We start from the raw sequence: 18,043 nt of genomic DNA on the forward strand, positions 1-18,043 counted from the left end.
GAGGGCCATGGCGGCACTGACGGTCTGCGCGGCGGCAGCGCCGGCCGCGATGGCGGCGACAGCGGCGGGCGATTTTCCGGCCAAGCCGATCGAGTTCTGGATTCCATTCCCGCCCGGCGGTCCCAACGACGGCTCGCTGCGCACGCTGCTGGCAGCCGCCGGCAAGGAGCTGGACCAGCGCGTGGTGCCGATCAACAAGCCGGGTGCGGGCGCCACGCTGGCGGCCCAGGTGATGTCCCAGACCGCGGCGCCGAACGGCTACACGCTGTCGATGGTCGCGGCCAACATCTTCCGCATGCCGCACCTGCAAAAGACGCCATACGACCCGCTCAAGGACTTCACCTACATCATCGGCCTGACCAACTACCGCTATGGCCTGGTGGTCCGCGCCGACGCGCGCTGGAAGACGCTGGAAGAATTCCTTGCCTACGCCAGGGCGAACCCGGGCAAAGTGACCTACGGTGCCGTCGGCATCGGCAGCTCGGGACATATCTCGATGGAAAAGCTCGGCCGCGCCGCCGGCGCGAAATTCACCTTCGTGCCCTACAAGGGCGGCGCCGAGGAGATGATGGCGTTGATCGGCGGCGACATCGATGCGGTGCTCGATCCGGGCTGGGGACAATTCGCCGTGGCCGGCAAGGTGCGGCCGCTGGCCATCGTCGGCGACGCGCGCTTTGCGCGCTTCAAGGATGTGCCGACCCTGAAAGAGCGCGGCTACGACATCACCGCCAGCTCGCTGGTGGGCATCGTCGGCCCGCGCGGCATGGATCCGGCGGTAGTCAGGAAGCTGCACGATGCATTCTTCCGCGCGGCGCAGGACCCGGCCTACCTGCGCTCGCTCGAGGCCATCGACCTGGAGCCGGTCCACCTCAACAGCGCGGACTACACCAGGTTCGCGGCGGAACAGTTCGAGCGCGAGAAGCGCGTGGTGCAGCAACTCGATATCAGCCTGCAGTGATCAGCGTGTGATCACCGCGCGAGCGGCTGCACTGTCTTAGTGCGGCCAGTCATGCCGGGGCATCCGTGGCTCCGGTTAGCCCCGCTTCTTTGGTACGCTGGTGGTGTACCTGCCGCTGCCATCGCCGCATGCACCCCGAGCGTGGGTGAATTCCGCACTCCCCCGGCTGGCAGCGGCCAAAGGAGTGATCATGCAAGAGCCGAGCTTCAGCGCCCTGCTGTACCGCTATTTTTTCTTCGGCTGGCTGTTCCGGGACGCCAGCCGCGGCAACCGCGCCGAACGCACGCGCGCCTGGCACTTCAACCAGGCGCGCGCGCATTGGCTGCTGACCTACATGCGGCGCTGGCTCTGGTGCGGCGTGTTGTTCTACGCGCTGGGCGGCGCGGTGGAGCTGATGTTGGCCGCGCCGGCGCTGTCGGCGCTTTTCTACGTGCCGGGCGCGCTGTGCGTGCCGGTCAACGTTGTCATCGGCGTGTTGTGGCTGGGCCTGAAGACGCTGCCGGGGCCGCTGTGAACATGGCGGCCCCGGCCCTGCCCGCATGGCGCGCGGGTTGCGGCGTTCATGCAATACGCGCGCACGCGGTCATCAAGCTGTTGACTGAGTAGCGGAACGTCGGCGCCCGCGGACCGCCGAAGTAGAATCCGGGCATGTTCCTGACCGCGATCGGGATGGAGGTGCCTCGGCGCTCCCGGGCCCGATCCCTGCCACCCATGCGAATTCCACCGGTGAAGGCGATCATCGCCTTCGAGAGCGTTGCCCGAACCAAGAGCGTCAGCCGCGCCGCCGAGGAGCTGGGCCTGACGGCATCCGCGGTCAGCCACCAGATCGGCAACCTGGAAGAGGCGCTTGGGCAGGCGCTGTTTTTCCGCCAGGGGCGCGGGCTGGCGCTGACGCCGGTGGGCGAGCAGTACCTGCGCGATGTCACCGGCGTGCTGGCGGACCTGAACCGCGCCACCGAGCGCGCTTCCAGCCCGGCCAGCATCGAGATCCTGCGGGTGCATTCCAGTCCCAGCTTTGGCCTGATGTGGCTGCTGCCGCGGCTGGAATCGTTCCAGGCCGACAATGACGACATCCAGCTCAACCTGTCGTGCTCGTATGAAGACGTGTCGTTTACCAGCGGCTACTACGATGTCGATATCCGGCATGGCTATGCGCACTGGCGCGACCTGCAGGTGAAGACGCTGCGGCGCGAGACGATCGCGCCGCTGGCTTCGCCCGCCTATCTCGAAAAACATCCGATCCGTACACCCGAGGACTTGCTCGCGCAGCGGCTGATCTATTCCGAAACGCCGCTGGTGCAGTGGCAACAGTGGTTCGCGCGCTTCGGCGTGCCGGCTTCGCACAAGACCTTCGACTTCAGTTTCGACCGCTCCTACATGTCGCTGGAGACGGCGGCACTGGGACTGGGCGTGGCGCTGGAAAGCACGTTGCTGGCATCGGTGCAGATCCGCAAGGGTGCGCTGGTGCCGGTGTTCGACGACAGCCACGCGCTGGAGGTGGGCAGCCACCACGTGGTCTGCCCGGCCCAGAACGCCGGAATGCCGCGCGTGGCGCGGTTCCTGGCCTGGCTCGAGCGCCAGTTGCCGGCTTCGCCCTGAACCCGCGCAACCCGGGCATGGCTGGCAAAGTGACCGGAGCGGCGCCGGTTGAAGTGCCCGTCGCCGACGTTTGAAAATTTCTCAGCAATAGCTGAGGCAGACCGCGTTGATCGCCGGGCCGCCAGCGACAACACTCGACACATCCCAAGTCCAATTCAGGAGACACAGATGCTGGTCGAGAACAACGTAGTCATCATCACCGGCGCCGCCTCGGCGCGCGGCATCGGCAAGGCCACCGCCAGGGCCTTCGCCGCCCAGGGCGCCACCGTCGTCATCCTGGACTTGCGCCTGGAAGACGCGCAGGCCGCCGCCGGCGAACTGGGTGACCAGCACCTCGGCCTGGCCTGCGATGTGACCGACAAGGCTGCCTGCGAGCGCGCGGCGCATGCCGTGCTGCAGCGCTATGGCCGCATCGACGCGCTCGTCAACAATGCCGGCATCACCCAGCCGGTGCGCACCCTCGATATCCAGGCGGCCAACTACGACGCCGTGCTCGACGTCAACCTGCGCGGCACGCTGTACATGTCGCAGGCGGTGCTGCCGCAGATGCGCGCGCAGCAGCGCGGCAGCATCGTGTGCATGTCGTCGGTATCGGCGCAGCGCGGCGGCGGCATCTTCGGCGGGCCGCACTACAGCGCCGCCAAGGCCGGCGTGCTGGGCCTGGCGCGCGCCATGGCGCGCGAGTTCGGGCCCGACGGCATCCGGGTCAATTCGATCACGCCAGGCCTGATCCAGACCGACATCACCGGCGACAAGCTCACGCCCGAGATGCGCGCTGACATCATCAAGGGCATCCCGCTGGGCCGCCTGGGCAACGCCGCCGACGTCGCCAACGCCTGCGTGTTCCTGGCCAGCGACATGTCCGCCTACCTGACCGGCATCACGCTCGACGTCAACGGCGGCATGCTGATCCACTAAATCCGAACCCAGCCGCCCGACCGAGGCGGGATTCCACAACAGCCGGTGCGCCGCAGCGCGGCGCCACCAGGCAGGAGACAAGCGATGAAGACCAAATACGCGGCTTCGCCCATTGGCGGCGAAGCGACGCTGCACGCCGAGGCCGCCAGCTTCGAGACCCGCACCTACGCCAGGGTGGTGAAGCGGCTGATCCCGTTCCTGATGCTGTGCTACCTCGGCGCCTACCTCGACCGCGTCAATGTCGGCTTCGCCAAGCTGCAGATGCTGAGCGACCTGCAGTTCAGCGAGACCGTCTACGGCCTCGGCGCCGGCATCTTCTTCCTCGGTTACTTCATCTTCGAGGTGCCCAGCAACGTGATCCTGCACCGGGTCGGCGCCAAGCGCTGGCTGGCGCGCATCATGCTGACCTGGGCGGTGATCTCGGCTTGCTTCGCCTTCGTCACGACGCCGACCCAGTTCTACTTTCTGCGCTTCCTGCTGGGTGTGGCCGAGGCCGGCTTCGCGCCGGGCGTGATCCTTTACCTGACGTACTGGTTCCCGTCGGAGCGGCGCGCCAAGGCCTTGTCGATGTTCTTCATGGCGATCCCGCTGGCGGGCATCGTGGGCGGGCCGCTGTCGGGGTGGATCATGCATGCCTTCCACGGTGTGGGCGACCTGGCCGGATGGAAGTGGCTGTTCCTGATCGAGGCGCTGCCGTCGCTGTGCCTGGGCGTGGCCATCCTGTACTACCTCGACAACGGCATCGACCAGGCGCATTGGCTCACCGACGCCGAGAAGGCGCTGCTCAAGCGCAATATCGATGGCGACAACGCGCAGAAGGTGGAGCACATGTCGATCCGCTCCTTCATGGCCGACCGCCGCCTGTGGCTGATGGCAGCGATCTACTTCTGCGTGGTGCTGGGCCAGTACGGGCTGACCTTCTGGCTGCCGACGATCATCCGCAAGGCCGGCGTGGCGGACCCGCTGTGGGTCGGCATCTATACCGCGCTGCCATACCTGTGCGCCATCGTCGCGCTGCCGCTGGTGGGGATGAGCGCCGACCGCCGCCGCGAGCGTCGCTTCCACCTGATCGTGCCGATGGTGGTCGCCGCCGCCGGCTTTGCCACCTTGCCGCTGCTGGGCAGTGTCAGCGCCTCGCTGGTATGCCTGTGCGTCGCCGCCGCCGGCATCCTGGCCTCGTCCTCGCAGTTCTGGGCGCTGCCGACCGCGCTGCTGGGCGGCATGTCCGCCGCCGCCGGCATCGCCGCGGTCAACTGCGTGGCCAACCTGGCCGGCTTTTTCTCGCCCGCCATCGTGGGCTGGCTCAACGACCTGACCGGAAAGTCGACCGCGGGACTTGTGTTCATCTCCGCCACCGTGGTCTTCGGAGCCGTGCTGGTGCTGATGGTTCCGGCCAGGTCCGTGAACCGCTGAGGCCGCTTCCTTTTCCTGAAATGCTGATCCAACCGATTGCTGGAGACACCATGCAACAAGCCACCACCGACAAGGCCGTATCCTTGCGGGAACGCGCCTACCGCATCCGCCGCAACGCCTTGCTCATGGGCGAGGTCCAGGGCCAGGGCTATATCGGCCAGGCACTCGACATCGCCGACGTGCTGGCCGTGGCCTATTTCGACGCCATGCGCTACCGCCCGGACGATCCCGAATGGGAAGGGCGCGACCGCTTCCTGCTGTCCAACGGCCACTACGCCATCGCACTGTACGCGGCGCTGCTGGAGGCCGGCATCCTGCCCGCCGAAGAGCTGGAGACCTATGGCAGCGACGACAGCCGCCTGCCGATGTCGGGCATGGCCAGCTACACGCCCGGCATGGAGATGTCCGGGGGCTCGCTGGGGCAGGGCCTGACCATTGCCGTGGGCCGCTGCCTGGGCCTCAGGCGCAAGGGCTCCGGCAATTTCGTCTACACGCTGTTCTCCGACGGCGAACTGGACGAGGGTGCGATCTGGGAGGGCATCCTGTCCGCCGCGCACTGGAAGCTGGACAACCTGATCGCCATCGTCGACGTCAACAACCAGCAGGCCGACGGCCCCTCCACGCAGGTCATGGCGTTCGAGCCGCTGCTGCCCAAGCTGGAAGCGTTCGGCTGGTTCACCCAGCGCGTCGATGGCAACGACATCGACGCCGTCGCCGCCGCTTTCCGCGCGGCGCGCGAGCACCGCGGCGCGCAGCCGCGCATGATCATCTGCGATACGCGCATGGGGTGCGGCGTGCCGTTCCTCGAGCAGCGCGAGAAGAACCACTTTATCCGCGTCGATGCCCACGAATGGCAACTCGCACTGCAGGCCCTGGAAGCCGGGAGACAAGCATGAGCAATACCACCGCCACCGCCACCACTGCTGCCAAGCCGAAGCTGAAGACCTCGGCGATGATCGCCTCCATCGCAAGCGAGGGGCAGGCCACCCGCTCCGCCCCGTTTGGCCACGCGCTGGCGCAGCTGGGCCGCCACAAGCAGAACGTGATCGGCATGACCGCCGATCTGGGCAAGTACACCGACCTGCATATCTTCGCGCAGGCATTCCCGCAGCGCTACTACCAGATGGGCATGGCCGAGCAGCTGCTGATGGGCGCCGCCGCCGGCTTCGCGCATGAAGGGGCGCAGCCCTTCGTCACCACCTACGCGGTGTTCGCGACCCGGCGGGCGTATGACTTCATGCACCAGGCCATTGCCGAGGACAACCTCGACGTGAAGATCGTGTGCGCGCTGCCCGGGCTGACTACCGGCTACGGCCCCAGCCACCAGGCCGCCGAAGACCTGGCGCTGATGCGCGCCATGCCGAACATGACCGTGATCGACCCGTGCGATGCGGTCGAGATCGAGCAGATGGTGCCGGCCATCGCGGCGCACAACGGCCCGGTGTACGCGCGCCTGCTGCGCGGCAACGTGCCGGTGGTGCTGGACCGGTACGACTACCAGTTCGAGCTCGGCAAGGCCACGCTGCTGCGCGACGGCGCCGAGGTGCTGGTAATCTCGTCGGGCATCATGACCATGCGCGCGCTCGAGGTGGCCAACGCGCTGGAGCGGGATCGCATCGGCGTGGCGGTGCTGCACGTGCCGACCATCAAGCCGCTGGATACCGATGCCATCCTGCGCGAGGCCCGGCGCACCGGCCGCCTGGTGGTGGTGGCCGAGAACCATAGCGTCATCGGCGGCCTGGGAGAAGCCGTGGCGACCACGCTGATGCGCGCCGGCGCCTGCGTGCCGTTCCGGCAGGCCGGGCTGCCGGATGCGTTCCTCGATGCCGGCGCCCTGCCTACGCTGCACGACCGCTACGGCATTTCGGCCAACGTGCTCGCGGAAACGATCAAGGGCTGGCTCGGCTAGCCCGGGCGCGGCCCGCAGACTGCCTTTCCCTCTGCTATGGTTAACAGGCCTGTCCGTCACGTGCCGGCCCCTTGCCGGCATCGCGCACGGTGGCCCACGGCAAACTCGAAAGCAGGGAGAACGGCATGAAATCCGGCAAGCTCATCGTGGCGGCGGCGCTTACGGCCGCCGTGGCCGCCGCGTCCCTCGCGCCCGGTATGGCGCTGGCGCAACCCGAGACCCGCGTCGACTCGGTTTCCGGCGTGGGCGCGACGCGCACCACCGGCACGGTCAAGGCCACGGCCACGGTGGCGGCCATCGATGCGGCCACCCGCACCATTACCCTCAAGGATGAGCAAGGCAAGCTCACTGACGTGCAGGTGGGCGACGACGTGCGCAATTTCGGGCAGCTGCGCGTGGGCGATGCGGTCACGGCGGAATACAGCCAGGCCCTGTCGGTGAGCCTGAACCGCCAGAGCGGCATCCGCTCCAGCAGCGAGCGCGAGATCACCCAGCGCGCCGCGCCGGGCGCCAAGCCGGGCGGCATGGTCGGGCGCGAGGTCACGGTCACCGCGGACGTGGTGGCGGTCGACACCCGCACCGGCATGGTCACGCTGAAGGGTCCGCAGGGCAGGGTGGTGGACGTGCACGTCGCGGATCCGAAGCAGCTGAAGGCGGTCCGTGCCGGCGAGCAGGTGCAGGCGGTCTACACCGAGGCGATCGCGATCTCGGTCACGCCGCGCACCGCGCGCTGACTTGCCGCCCGCGGCCCACTACATCACGCGACCGAACCACCACAGCGACAACAGCCCCGCGCAGGTCGCCAGCAGCGCGCCCAGCGCGGCGAACAGCGCGGTGATCTCGACCTGGCTGCGCTTGTCGAACGCCAGCCGCGCGTTGAGGGCGCGGTACACCCGCTTCAGTTCGGCGGCGTCCTCGAGCCGAAAGTACTCGGCGCCGGTGGCATCGGCGACCTCCTTCAGCACCTTCTCGTCCAGCCTGACCCGGGCCGACCAGCCCTCGACCGAAAGCACCACGCCTTCAGGCGTGCCCACGCCGACGGCATAGATGCGCACGCCGTGCTCGGCGGCGAGTTGTGCCGCGCGCATCGCGGCCGGGCCGGCGTTGCTTTCGCCGTCGGAGAACAGCACGATCGCGCCGGCGGTATAGGAGCCCGGCTTCACCGGCTCGCTGTCGCCGGGCGGATTGACCAGGCCCCGTGATTGTCTTGGCACCGGCGTGTCGTCGTTCATCAGCCGCTCGGCTTCGGGCGTGAGTTCCGGCAACAACGTGGTCAGCGCAATCAGCATGCCGTTGCCCAGCGCGGTGCCGCCTTGCGGCTGCAGGCGCTCGATCGCGGTGGCAACGGCCTCCCTGGCGCGGGTGGGCGCCTGCGCCACGGCGGCGGTGCCGGCCATGGCGACCACGCCGACGCTGACGCCGGCGGGCTGCGCCTCCAGCAGGACGGTGGCGGCCTGCTGGGCAGCGCGCAGGCGGCTGGGCTTGACATCCTGGGCCCGCATGCTGCCCGACAGATCCATCACCAGCACCACGGTCTCGATGCGCGAGGGCAGCATCATCACGGCCTGGGGCCGCGCAATCGCGGCGATCAGCGCGGCCAGCGCCAGCAGGATCAGCCCGGGCGCAACGTGGCGGCGCCAGTCGGCGCCGCCACGGGTGGCAACGCCCGCCGTCTTCAGCGCCGGGTAATGCACGGCCGCGCGCCGCCTGCGCCGGTCGAGCCAGACATAGCCCGCCGCCAGCCCGCCGACCAGCGCGAACAGCCACAGCATGCCTGGCCACAGGAAGCTGAACAGGGGCAGGCGGCTGATGGTATCGATCATGCTGGCTCCCTGGCCAGGTTCGCGGCCCTGGCGCTGCCTTGCCGGCGCCGGCGCTGCCGCGCGAAGCTCAGCAGCGCCAGGTCGAGGCGGGCGTAGGTCGACAGCGTCAGGCATGCCACCCCCGCGCGCGCGAAGGCCTGGCGCAGCTCCGCCTCGCGCGCCTCGGCGGCGGCGGCGAAGCGCTTGCGGAAGGACGGGTCATGCGTATCGACGAACAACTGGTCGCCGGTTTCCGCATCCTGCAGCACCACCAGTCCCAGGTCCGGCAAGGCGGTTTCGAGCGGATCCACCAGCCGCACCGCGACCACTTCATGCCGCCGCGCCAGCATGCCCAGCGACGCCTGCCAGCCCGGCGCGCTGATGAAATCCGACACCACGAACACCACCGAGCGCCGCCTTGCCACCGCGCGGGCGCGCTCGAGCAGGTCGCGCAGGCGGGTGTCGCCCGGCGCTGCGGCGGGCGTGGCGCGCATGCGGTGCAGCAGGTGCAGCAACTGGCGGCGCCCGGCGCGCGCCGGCACCACCGTGGCGTCGACGTCGACGGCGCCGCCATAGAGCACGGCACCCACCCGGTTGCCATAGCGCGTCAGCAGCAGCGCCATCACGGTGGTGAAGTCGCTCAGCAGGTCGCGCTTGCGCACGCTGCCCGAGCCGAAGTCGATCGACCCGCTCAGGTCCAGCAGGAACCAGGCCGCGACTTCGCGATCTTCCTGGTACTCGCGCACATGCGGCGTCTGCAGCCGCGCGGTCACGTTCCAGTCGATATGGCGCACGTCGTCGCCGGGGTGGTATTCGCGCAGGTCGGCAAGGTCGAGGCCGAAGCCGCGGAACAGGGTGCGGTAGTCGCCTTGCAGCAGACCGTCGAGGCGGCGCACCACGGTCCATTCCAGGCGGCGCAGCAGGGCGTCGGTCTGGTTCGCGCCGACGCCGGCCAACGCCACGCCGGATTTAACGCCGGCTACAGCGCCGGACGTGATCCCGGGCGCGGGATCCGGGGCGTCCCGGCGCTTAGTCCGCCGCAGCCCGAACATGGGATTCCATGGGCCGCTCGGGGACGGGCAGCGCCTGCGAGATGCGCGTGATGAGCTGGTCGGCCGTCACGCCGTCGGACATGGCCTCATACGAGAGCGACAGGCGATGGCGCAACACGTCGGGCACCAGGTCGGTCACGTCCTCGGGCAGGGCGTAGTGGCGGCCGCGCAGGTAGGCCAGCGCGCGCGCGCCTTCGATCAGGCCGATGGTGGCGCGGGGGCTGGCCCCGAACGACAAGTAGCGGTCCAGGTCGGCCAGGCCGTAGTCGCCCGGCCTGCGCGTGGCCGCGACCAGCCGCACCGCGTACTGGACCAGGCTGGGATCGACATACACCTTGCGGCAGGCCTCCTGCAGCGCGGTCAGGTGCTCGGGCGTGGCCACCGGGCTCACGCTGATGCGCGGGCCGGTAACGCGGTTGACGATCACCACTTCTTCCTCTTCCGACGGGTAGCCCACCAGCACCTTCATCATGAAGCGGTCGACCTGCGCTTCGGGCAGCGGGTAGGTGCCCTCGGTTTCGATCGGGTTCTGCGTCGCCATGACCAGGAAGGGGGCGGGCACGCGATGGGTCTCGCCGGCGATGGTGACCTGTTTTTCCTGCATCACTTCCAGCAGCGCGCTCTGCACCTTGGCCGGCGCGCGGTTGATCTCGTCGGCCAGCAGCAGGTTGGCGAAGACCGGACCGCGCACCGTGGAGAACTCGCCCGTGCCCTGGTTGTACATGCGCGTGCCGACCAGGTCGGCGGGGAGCAGGTCCGGCGTGAACTGGATGCGCTTGAAGGTGCCGCTCATGGTCCGCGCCAGCGTGTTGACGGTCAGGGTCTTGGCCAGCCCGGGCACGCCTTCCACCAGCAGGTGGCCGCCGGACAGGATGGCCACCAGCACGCGTTCGAGAAAGTGGTCCTGTCCGACCACCACGCGTTTTACCTCGTACAGCAGGCGTTCCATCAAGTTGGCGCTGTCGGCTGCGCCCCTGGCTTGGTCGTTCATAGGTCCCCGCGTCAGAAAGGAGAAGTTCCGATGGATACGCCGGCGCTTTCGATCGTGGTGGCGAAGCCGATGCCGATGAAGGTGCCGCTGTTGCCGGGATTGAGGATGGCGGTGACGATGCCCACCACCTCGCCATTCATGTTCACCAGCGGGCCGCCCGAATTGCCCGGATTGACGGCGGCGTCGAACTGGATCAGCTTGTCCAGGGTCCGCTTGTTGTCCGGCGCGACGAACTCGCGGTCCAGCCCGGACACGACCCCGGCGGACACCGACGGGCCGATGCCGAACGGAAAGCCCACCGCGACCACTTCGGAGCCGGGCAGCAGGTCCCGGCTCGAACCCAGCGTTGCCGCGGGCAGGTCGTCGGGGATCGACCTGGCCTGGATCACCGCCAGGTCTTTCTCGGGAATCGTCTGCAGCACGGTGGCCTCGGACGTGTGCCCGTCGTGGAAGGTCAGCTCCAGGCGCCGCGCCCCGGCAATCACGTGGAGGCTGGTAAGGATTACGCCGCGCTCGGTCACCACCACGCCCGAGCCGATGTGGCGGGATTCCGGCGTGTTCTCCGCGCCGTTGCCGGACGGGCGCTCGCTGGGCAGAGGCGGGACGGTGTGGGCGGGGGGAGAGGAGGGTGCGGCTTCGGGCGGCGTGGCAGGGGCGTCACGACCGGCCTGCGGCGCGGAAGCCGCATCGGCGGGTTTCTCCGGCGCGGGGTAGTTGCGGATTTCGACCACCGATTCACGCACCGCCTCGGCCGCCATCGCGGTGCGCGAGGGCAGGGGCCTGGTCTCGAGCGTATGCAGCACGGCCGCGTCGATGTCCTTCTGCGTCAGCGCGCGCGGCTTGGGCTGGAACAGCCACGCCGAGCCCACCCCGGCGGCGAGAACCAGCGCGACGGCCGCCGAGACCCACCCGTAGATCGTCACCCGTTTCATCGCAGCCCCCGAGGTCCCGTCCCGCCGTGGAAAATACAGTACCATCCTCTTACCCACGCGCCAAGGAGCAGGGCATGCAGTTTCTCTGGCCGCAGATGCTCTGGTTGCTGCTTGCGCTTCCGGTGCTTGCAGCCGCTTACCTGTACCTGCTCGCGCGGCGCAAGAAGGCCGCAGTGCTGTATGCAAGCCTTGCATTGCCGCGCGCCGCGCTCGGCCCGCGCCAACGCCTGCGGCGCCACATTCCCCCATTGCTGTTCTTCCTCGCGCTGGCTGCCGCGCTGCTGGCCTGCGCGCGCCCCAGCGCCACCATCACGCTGCCGGCCGACACCGTGACCCTGGTGCTGGCGATGGACACCTCGCGCAGCATGGAGGCCGCCGACGTGCCGCCCAACCGCATCAGCGCCGCCCAGCAGGCCGCGCGCGACCTGGTGGTGGGGCTGCCGGCCAGCGTGCGGCTGGGCATCGTCTCCTTCGCCGGCACCGCGGCGGTGGTGCTGCCGCCCACCGACAACCGGCAAGACATGCTCGACGCGATCGAGCGCTTCCAGCTGCAGCGCGGCACCGCCACCGGCAGCGGGCTGTTCCAGGCGCTGGCGGTACTGTTTCCTGAAGACGGCATCGACCTCGAAGTGATCCTGTTCGGCAGCCGCTCGGACCGCGCCGGCCGCGGCGCCTCGCTGGACGAGGCCGCCGCGGCCGATGCCGCGCGCCGGCGCGAACAGAACCAGCAGGCGGCGCAGCCCGGCTCCTACCGGCATGGCGCGGTGATCCTGCTCAGCGATGGCCGGCGCACCACCGGCCCGGATCCGCTCGATGCCGCGCGCGTGGCCGCGCAGCGGGGCGTGCGCGTCTACACCGTCGGCTTTGGCTCGCAGCAGGTCACCGGCGCGCCCGAGTCGAGCCTGTCCTACTTCATGCAGCTCGACGAGCCGGCGCTGCGTGCGGTCGCCAACATTACCGGCGGCGAGTACTTTCACGCGGGCTCGGCGGCCGACCTGACCCAGGTGTACCGCCAGCTCAGCGCGCGCTTTGCGCTTGAGCGCAGGGAAACCGAGCTGGGTGCCTTGTTCGCCGCCGGCGCGGTGCTGCTGCTGGCAGTGGCGTGCGGGCTGTCGATGGTGTGGTTCCGGCGGTGAGGGCGCTGGCACGCTGACGCTACTGGTCTGCCTTCGCGCCCGAGCGGCGCACGATTTCCGCCCATTTTTTGCCTTCGGCAGCGTTGTAGCGGGCAAAGTCGGCGGGGGCAGAGCCCACCGGCTCCGCGCCCATGTCGGCATACTGCTGCCGCACGTCCGGCCGCTTCAGCGCCGCGCCCGCGTGCGCGGCCAGCTTTTCCACCACCGCTGCCGGCGTGCCGCGCGGCGCCCACAGGCCATACCAGGTGCTGATGTCGAAGCCGGGCAGGCCGGATTCCGCCACCGTCGGGATATCGGGCAACGCGCTCGCGCGGCGCGTGGTGGTGACGGCGACGGCACGCAGCTTGCCGGACTTGATGAAGGGCATGGCCGACGGCATGGAGTCGAACATCAGCTGGATCTGGCCGCCCATCAGGTCGGTCAGTGCCGGCGCGCTGCCCTTGTATGGCACATGCTGCATCGGCACCTTGGCCGCCAGCTTGAACGATTCGCCGGCGAGGTGCTGGGCCGAGGCGTTGCCGGCCGAGCCGAAGTTGAGCGCGCCGCCCTCGCGCCTGGCATAGGCGATCAGGTCCTGCACGGTCTTTACCGGCGAGGCGTTGTTGACCACCAGCACCAGCGGCACGTCGGCCAGCTGCGTGATCGGCACGAAGTCCTTGAACGCGTCATAGCGCATCTTTGGCTGGATGCTGGGGTTGATTACATGCAGCGAGGCATTGGCCAGGATGGTGTAGCCGTCGGGCGCCGCGCGCGCCACGGTTTCGGCGCCGATCATGCCGCTCGCGCCAGGCTTGTTGTCGACCACCACGCCCTGGCCCAGGCTCTCGCCCATCTTGAGCGCGACCACGCGCGCCAGCAGGTCGGTGGGGCCGCCGGCGGGGTAGGGCAAGACCATGCGCACGGGGTGCTGCGGGAATTCCTGCGCGCCGGCGGCAGCCGGCAGCAGGGCGCTTGCGGCCGCCAGCAGCAGCGCCGCGCGCAGCCGCGTCCAGGCGGCACGGGGTTTCGGGTCTGCAGTGTTCACGTCTCTGTCTCCTTGATTTTTATCGCTACCTTGCCCACCACCTGGCGGGATTCCAGCGCGGCCAGGGCATCGCCCAGGCCGGTGATCGGATATGTCGCGGACACCGTCGGCGCGAGCTTGCCCTGCGCGGCCCAGTCGAACAGCGTCGCCATGACTTGCTGCAGCGCCGCCGCGTGCTGCGCGCGTTCATTGGCGGGCGTCCAGCCGATGTAGCGGCCAAAGAAGAACCCGTGCAGCGTCAGGTTCTTGACCAGCAGCAGGTTCACCGGCGCTTGCGGGATGGTGCCGCTGGCAAAGCCGATGCTGAGGATGCGGGCATTGGCCGCCGCCGCGCGCAGCGCCTGCTGGAACAGCTCGCCGCCGACCGGGTCCACCACCACGTCCGCGCCGCGGCCGTCTGTCAGCGCCTTGACCGCGCCCGCCAGGCCTGCCGGCGCCAGCGCGTGCGAGGCGCCGCGCCGCAGTGCGTCGGCACGCTTGGCCTCGGTGCTGGCGCAGGCGATCACGGTGGCGCCGAGTTCGCGCGCAATTTCCACCGCGGCCAGGCCCACGCCGGCGCCGGCTCCCAGCACCAGCACGGTCTCGCCGGCGCGCAGCGCGCAGCGCCAGACCAGCCCGCAATAGGCCGTGCCGTATGAGATCGGGACCGGCAGCGCCACCGCTGGCGGCAGTTGGTCCGGCACGCGGTAGACCGTGTATTCGGGCAAGGTCACCTGTTCGGCAAAGCAGCCCCAGTCCGCGACCGCCACCACGCGGTCGCCGGGGCGCAGCCGCGTGACGGCATCGCCGCAGGCGAGCACGCGGCCGACGGCTTCCGTGCCCGGCACGAACGGCAGCGGCGGGCGGCGCTGGTACTGCCCGGCGATCATCAGGCCGGTGGCATGGCTCACGCTGGCGTATTCGACGGCGATCGTCACCGCGTGCGCGTCTGCCAGCGCCGGCGCCGGGATCGACTGCACCGCCACGTCATGGACGCTGCCGAAGCGCTCGCACACCAGCGCCTTCATTGGACACCTGCCCCGGCCGCTGGGGCCTGCCGCACCACGCCCTGGCGCAGCCAGTCGTCGATGGCGGGCTGGGCGAAGCCAGCGTCGCGCAGGATCTCGACGGTATGCTCGCCGTTGGCCGGCGCCGCGCCGGCATCCCGGCGCATGCCGCGCGCCGGGATGCCGGCAAAGGGCAGCGGCCCCAGCCCGGGCTGCGCGAGGGTCTGGAAGCTTTGCCGATGCACCGCCTGGGGGTGCGACAGCACGTCGTCATAGCTGCGTACCGGCGCATGCAGCACGTCATGCCGGCTCAGGATCTCCTGCCATTGCGCGGTGGTGCGCGTGGCGATCCGGCTTGCCACCAGCTGGTTGAGCAGCGCGGCATGGGCCATGCGCGCGGCGTTGTCGGTGAAGCGCGGATCATCGAGCCAGTCGGCATGGTCCAGCGCCCGGCACAGCTTGCCGAACTGGGTGTCGTTCAGCGCCAGCAGCGTCACGCTGCCGTCGCGGCTGGTATAGACGCCGTTGGGCGCGCTGACCGGTCCCGCGGCGGCGGGGCCGCCGAGGGCATGCTCGAGCAGGTTGTTGGCCTGCAGCGCGCAGCAGGCCTCGAACAGGTTCAGCTCGACATGGCCACCGCGGCCGCTGCGATAGCGCCGGCACAGCGCCGCGGCGCAGGCCTGCGCGGCATACAGGCCGGTGGCGGCATCGGCCAGCAGCATGCCGATGCGGCGCGCGCCGCCGTCGGCGTCGCGGTTGGCGAACATCAGTCCGGAATCGGCCTGCATCACCGAGTCCGACGCCGGATAGTCGGCATAGGGGCCATCCGGGCCATAGCCGCTGATCGACACATAAACCAGTTGCGGGCGTTGCGCGGCCAGCGCGGCATAGCCCACGCCCAGGCGCTCGGCAACCTGCGGGCGGAAGTTCTGCACCACCACGTCGGCCTGCAGCGCCAGGCCGAGCAGGACGGCCTTGCCAGCGCCGGTGGTGGCGTCGATGCAGGCGCTGCGCTTGCCGCCGTTGTAGGCCAGCGCCAGCGCGCTGGTATCGCCGCGCACCACGCCGACCTTGCGGCCCCAGTCGCCCGCCGGCGGCTCCACCTTGATGACTTGCGCGCCTTGCTTCCACAGGATGTGGGCGCAATACGGGCCGGCGATGCCCTGGCTGATGTCCAGCACGCGCAGGCCGGCGAAGGGCAGTTCCGTATCAGGATGGGTAAGCGACGGAGGAGGCATGAACTCGGCAGCAGCGATAAAGGAGAGCTTTATGCTAGGGTTGGCCTCCCGCTGAAACAATCCCTCGACTTGTGCCAATGGTGTTGACTGATGATTGACAATGCTTTCGATCTCAACCTGGTGCGGCTGTTCGTGACCATGGTCGAGTCGCGCACGCTGACGGCGGCGGCGCAGCGCAGCGGCATGACGCGCTCCAACGTGTCGCGCCGCCTGAAGCTGCTGGAGCGGCATCTCGGCGCGCAACTGATGCGCCGGACCACCCGCCATGTCGAACTGACTGAGGCCGGGCAACTGCTGTATGCCCATGGCTTGCGCATGCTGGATGAGTTGCAGTCCGCCGGCACCGCGATCGACAGTCTCGGCGAGGTGGTGCGCGGCGACGTGCGGATCCGCCTGCCGACCGGCCTTGGCCACCTCTACCTGACGCCGCTGCTGCTCGAATTCGCGCGCAACTATCCGCAGATATCGCTGCGTGTGGTGATCAACGACAACATCGGCGATCTGATCCCGGCCGAGGTCGACGTGGCACTGAAGATCACCTCGCAGCCGCCGGACGACCACGTGGCGCGGCGCATCTGCGCGGTCGGCTGGTGCCTGTGCGCGTCGGCCTCGTTTCTGGACAGCCACGGGCCGGTCCGTACCGTGGCCGACCTGGAACGCTGCGACATGATTGCGCCGGCATCGCTGGGACGCCGCTTTACGCTCAAGGTATGGCTGGCCGGCACGCCCATGACTCTGCGCGTGTCGCCGCGAATCCAGTCAGGCGATTATCCGTTCCTGTTCGAATCGGTGATGGGCGGGCTGGGCGTGGCGCTGTTGCCGCGCTACGCGGTCTGGCGGCAACTGCAGTCCGGGCAGATGCGCGAGGTGCTGGCCGAATGCGAAGCCGAGGGCGTCGGCGACAGTGTCTACATGCTGACCGCGCCCAACCGCTATCCGACCCTGGCCACGCGCACGCTGATGGACTTCATCCGCCTGCACCTGGAGCGGCAGGCCGAGAACTGGGGCAGCCGCAAACTGCCCGCGGCGGCCAGTTGAGCCAGTGCCGCCCCGGCGTCATGGCCGCAGGCGGCATGGCATCGAGTGCGCCTACTTCTCCTGCATCTTCGCCGCCTTGACGATCTCGCCCAGGCGACGGCGCTCCGCGTCGACGAACTTGACGAAATCCGCGCGCGTGCCGCCGACCGGCTCGATGCCGACCTGCTTGAGCCTGGCCGCGGCGGCGGGGTCTTTCATGGCCTTGTCCACCGCCGCGGCGACCTTGTCCAGGATCGCGTCAGGCGTGCCCCGGGGGGCATGGACGCCGGCCCAGTGCGCGATCTGCAGGTCCGGGAAGCCTTGCTCGACCGCGGTGGACAGTTGCGGGTAGGCCGAGATGCGCTGCGTCCAGGTAGTGGCCAACGCCTTGAACTTGCCGTCGTGCAGGATATGCGGCAGGGCAATGATGCTGGCTTCGGAGGTGCCTTCCACTTGCCCGCCCAGCACCGCCGTGGTGCTTTCCGACCCGCTCTTGTAGGGCACCGGCTGCAGCTTGGCGCCGTACTTCACGTTGAGGATCTCCGCGACGAAATGCGGCGTGCTGCCGGTGCCGGCGGTGGCGAAGTTGAAACCGCTGCTTTTCTTCGAGGCCTCGACGAAGTCGCGCAGGTCCTTGTAGGGCGCGTTTTTCGGCACCACGATGACCGAAGGCGCGAGCCCGATCATGACCACCGGGACCAGCGCGTCATCCTTGAACGGCATCGACTTCTTGATCATGCTGTTGGAGATCACCCCGGCGGCGCTGATCAGGAAGGTGTAGCCGTCGGGCGCGCTGCGGGCCACCAGGTCGGCGCCGACGGTGCCGCCCGCGCCGGGGCGGTTCTCGACCAGCACGGTCTGGCCCAGCGCCTTGCTGGCGCCTTCGGCGGCCGCGCGCGCCATCAGGTCATTGGCGCCGCCCGCGGCGAACGGCACGACGAAGCGGATGGTCTTTGCGGGCCATGAGTCTTGCGCGCCGGCCGGGCCGGCAGCGATGAGGGCGCCCGCGGCAAGCAGGCCCAGCGTGAAGCGGTATGGCGTGATCATGTTATGTCTCCTCAGGGTGAT

Annotated in this window: 18 protein-coding genes; 10 read left to right on the plus strand and 8 right to left on the minus strand. The window is 69.2% G+C overall.

Features of this window, described 5'->3' with window-relative positions:
• Positions 1-7 precede the first annotated feature (7 nt).
• From CBM2586_RS21410 to CBM2586_RS21445, 8 genes are all read left to right on the plus strand, one after another.
• Positions 8-958 (plus strand): tripartite tricarboxylate transporter substrate binding protein, encoded by a 951-nt coding sequence (locus CBM2586_RS21410; RefSeq protein WP_115689664.1) that lies wholly within the window; start codon positions 8-10, stop codon positions 956-958.
• A 190-nt stretch (positions 959-1,148) separates the two neighbouring features.
• Positions 1,149-1,472, plus strand: coding sequence for a hypothetical protein (locus CBM2586_RS21415; protein ID WP_115665030.1), 324 nt, complete (start codon positions 1,149-1,151; stop codon positions 1,470-1,472).
• 197 nt (positions 1,473-1,669) lie between these two features.
• Positions 1,670-2,557: a LysR substrate-binding domain-containing protein gene (locus tag CBM2586_RS21420; protein ID WP_115689666.1), complete on the plus strand. Its 888-nt coding sequence runs from the start codon at positions 1,670-1,672 to the stop codon at positions 2,555-2,557.
• A gap of 168 nt (positions 2,558-2,725) precedes the next feature.
• Entirely contained in the window at positions 2,726-3,475 is a 750-nt protein-coding gene (locus CBM2586_RS21425; RefSeq protein WP_115665028.1) for an SDR family NAD(P)-dependent oxidoreductase, read from the plus strand.
• Between the two features lie 84 nt (positions 3,476-3,559).
• Positions 3,560-4,888, plus strand: coding sequence for an MFS transporter (locus tag CBM2586_RS21430; protein WP_115689668.1), 1,329 nt, complete (start codon positions 3,560-3,562; stop codon positions 4,886-4,888).
• A 50-nt stretch (positions 4,889-4,938) separates the two neighbouring features.
• A complete protein-coding gene (locus tag CBM2586_RS21435) occupies positions 4,939-5,784 on the plus strand; it encodes a transketolase (protein ID WP_115665026.1) in 846 nt (281 codons plus the stop codon).
• Positions 5,781-6,797, plus strand: a complete 1,017-nt coding sequence (locus CBM2586_RS21440; protein ID WP_115689670.1) for a transketolase family protein — start codon at positions 5,781-5,783, stop codon at positions 6,795-6,797. Before CBM2586_RS21435 ends, CBM2586_RS21440 begins: the two co-directional genes overlap by 4 nt.
• A 125-nt stretch (positions 6,798-6,922) precedes the next feature.
• Entirely contained in the window at positions 6,923-7,531 is a 609-nt protein-coding gene (locus tag CBM2586_RS21445; RefSeq protein ID WP_115665024.1) for a hypothetical protein, read from the plus strand.
• A gap of 18 nt (positions 7,532-7,549) precedes the next feature.
• On the opposite strand, the gene CBM2586_RS21450 is transcribed toward CBM2586_RS21445, so the two are convergent.
• Genes CBM2586_RS21450 through CBM2586_RS21465 form a run of 4 tightly spaced genes read right to left on the minus strand, consistent with a single transcriptional unit; the run spans position 7,550 to position 11,574 of the window.
• Positions 7,550-8,620, minus strand: a complete 1,071-nt coding sequence (locus tag CBM2586_RS21450) for a VWA domain-containing protein (RefSeq protein ID WP_115665023.1) — start codon at positions 8,618-8,620, stop codon at positions 7,550-7,552.
• Positions 8,617-9,651 carry a DUF58 domain-containing protein gene (locus tag CBM2586_RS21455; protein ID WP_115689672.1) on the minus strand — a complete coding sequence of 345 codons (1,035 nt, stop codon included), beginning with the start codon at positions 9,649-9,651 and terminating at the stop codon, positions 8,617-8,619. The genes CBM2586_RS21450 and CBM2586_RS21455 overlap by 4 nt, the downstream gene beginning before the upstream one ends.
• Complete coding sequence (locus CBM2586_RS21460; RefSeq protein WP_115665021.1) at positions 9,629-10,642, minus strand: AAA family ATPase; 1,014 nt, start codon at positions 10,640-10,642, stop codon at positions 9,629-9,631. Before CBM2586_RS21460 ends, CBM2586_RS21455 begins: the two co-directional genes overlap by 23 nt.
• A gap of 11 nt (positions 10,643-10,653) precedes the next feature.
• Entirely contained in the window at positions 10,654-11,574 is a 921-nt protein-coding gene (locus CBM2586_RS21465) for a S1C family serine protease (RefSeq protein WP_115665020.1), read from the minus strand.
• A gap of 74 nt (positions 11,575-11,648) precedes the next feature.
• On the opposite strand from CBM2586_RS21465, the gene CBM2586_RS21470 reads away from it, so the two are divergent.
• Positions 11,649-12,710 carry a VWA domain-containing protein gene (locus CBM2586_RS21470; RefSeq protein WP_115665019.1) on the plus strand — a complete coding sequence of 354 codons (1,062 nt, stop codon included), beginning with the start codon at positions 11,649-11,651 and terminating at the stop codon, positions 12,708-12,710.
• Between the two features lie 19 nt (positions 12,711-12,729).
• Here CBM2586_RS21470 and CBM2586_RS21475 read toward each other — a convergent pair whose 3' ends face one another.
• From CBM2586_RS21475 to CBM2586_RS21485, 3 genes are read right to left on the minus strand one after another with little or no spacing between them, the layout of a single operon-like run.
• Entirely contained in the window at positions 12,730-13,734 is a 1,005-nt protein-coding gene (locus CBM2586_RS21475; RefSeq protein WP_115689674.1) for a tripartite tricarboxylate transporter substrate binding protein, read from the minus strand.
• Complete coding sequence (locus tag CBM2586_RS21480; protein WP_115689676.1) at positions 13,731-14,741, minus strand: NADPH:quinone oxidoreductase family protein; 1,011 nt, start codon at positions 14,739-14,741, stop codon at positions 13,731-13,733. Before CBM2586_RS21480 ends, CBM2586_RS21475 begins: the two co-directional genes overlap by 4 nt.
• Positions 14,738-15,958 (minus strand): CaiB/BaiF CoA transferase family protein, encoded by a 1,221-nt coding sequence (locus tag CBM2586_RS21485; RefSeq protein ID WP_115689678.1) that lies wholly within the window; start codon positions 15,956-15,958, stop codon positions 14,738-14,740. The genes CBM2586_RS21480 and CBM2586_RS21485 overlap by 4 nt, the downstream gene beginning before the upstream one ends.
• A gap of 90 nt (positions 15,959-16,048) precedes the next feature.
• Between CBM2586_RS21485 and CBM2586_RS21490 the strand changes: the two genes are divergently transcribed.
• Complete coding sequence (locus tag CBM2586_RS21490; protein WP_115665015.1) at positions 16,049-16,996, plus strand: LysR family transcriptional regulator; 948 nt, start codon at positions 16,049-16,051, stop codon at positions 16,994-16,996.
• A gap of 51 nt (positions 16,997-17,047) precedes the next feature.
• On the opposite strand, the gene CBM2586_RS21495 is transcribed toward CBM2586_RS21490, so the two are convergent.
• Positions 17,048-18,022 carry a tripartite tricarboxylate transporter substrate binding protein gene (locus tag CBM2586_RS21495; RefSeq protein WP_115665014.1) on the minus strand — a complete coding sequence of 325 codons (975 nt, stop codon included), beginning with the start codon at positions 18,020-18,022 and terminating at the stop codon, positions 17,048-17,050.
• Between the last annotated feature and the right edge of the window lie 21 nt (positions 18,023-18,043).

Origin of the sequence: Cupriavidus taiwanensis, assembly GCF_900250115.1 — a bacterium.
Classification (GTDB): Bacteria; Pseudomonadota; Gammaproteobacteria; order Burkholderiales; family Burkholderiaceae; genus Cupriavidus; species Cupriavidus taiwanensis_B.

Excerpts from the sequence above, each read along its gene's own strand:
- CBM2586_RS21430 (WP_115689668.1), top strand. The coding sequence starts at position 3,560 with ATGAAGACCAAATACGCGGCTTCGCCCATTGGCGGCGAAGCGACGCTG.
- CBM2586_RS21485 (WP_115689678.1), bottom strand. The coding sequence starts at position 15,958 with ATGCCTCCTCCGTCGCTTACCCATCCTGATACGGAACTGCCCTTCGCC.
- CBM2586_RS21425 (WP_115665028.1), top strand. The coding sequence starts at position 2,726 with ATGCTGGTCGAGAACAACGTAGTCATCATCACCGGCGCCGCCTCGGCG.
- CBM2586_RS21435 (WP_115665026.1), top strand. The coding sequence starts at position 4,939 with ATGCAACAAGCCACCACCGACAAGGCCGTATCCTTGCGGGAACGCGCC.
- CBM2586_RS21450 (WP_115665023.1), bottom strand. The coding sequence starts at position 8,620 with ATGATCGATACCATCAGCCGCCTGCCCCTGTTCAGCTTCCTGTGGCCA.
- CBM2586_RS21415 (WP_115665030.1), top strand. The coding sequence starts at position 1,149 with ATGCAAGAGCCGAGCTTCAGCGCCCTGCTGTACCGCTATTTTTTCTTC.
- CBM2586_RS21490 (WP_115665015.1), top strand. The coding sequence starts at position 16,049 with ATGATTGACAATGCTTTCGATCTCAACCTGGTGCGGCTGTTCGTGACC.
- CBM2586_RS21480 (WP_115689676.1), bottom strand. The coding sequence starts at position 14,741 with ATGAAGGCGCTGGTGTGCGAGCGCTTCGGCAGCGTCCATGACGTGGCG.
- CBM2586_RS21455 (WP_115689672.1), bottom strand. The coding sequence starts at position 9,651 with ATGTTCGGGCTGCGGCGGACTAAGCGCCGGGACGCCCCGGATCCCGCG.
- CBM2586_RS21460 (WP_115665021.1), bottom strand. The coding sequence starts at position 10,642 with ATGAACGACCAAGCCAGGGGCGCAGCCGACAGCGCCAACTTGATGGAA.
- CBM2586_RS21445 (WP_115665024.1), top strand. The coding sequence starts at position 6,923 with ATGAAATCCGGCAAGCTCATCGTGGCGGCGGCGCTTACGGCCGCCGTG.
- CBM2586_RS21420 (WP_115689666.1), top strand. The coding sequence starts at position 1,670 with ATGCGAATTCCACCGGTGAAGGCGATCATCGCCTTCGAGAGCGTTGCC.
- CBM2586_RS21465 (WP_115665020.1), bottom strand. The coding sequence starts at position 11,574 with ATGAAACGGGTGACGATCTACGGGTGGGTCTCGGCGGCCGTCGCGCTG.
- CBM2586_RS21440 (WP_115689670.1), top strand. The coding sequence starts at position 5,781 with ATGAGCAATACCACCGCCACCGCCACCACTGCTGCCAAGCCGAAGCTG.
- CBM2586_RS21410 (WP_115689664.1), top strand. The coding sequence starts at position 8 with ATGGCGGCACTGACGGTCTGCGCGGCGGCAGCGCCGGCCGCGATGGCG.
- CBM2586_RS21470 (WP_115665019.1), top strand. The coding sequence starts at position 11,649 with ATGCAGTTTCTCTGGCCGCAGATGCTCTGGTTGCTGCTTGCGCTTCCG.
- CBM2586_RS21495 (WP_115665014.1), bottom strand. The coding sequence starts at position 18,022 with ATGATCACGCCATACCGCTTCACGCTGGGCCTGCTTGCCGCGGGCGCC.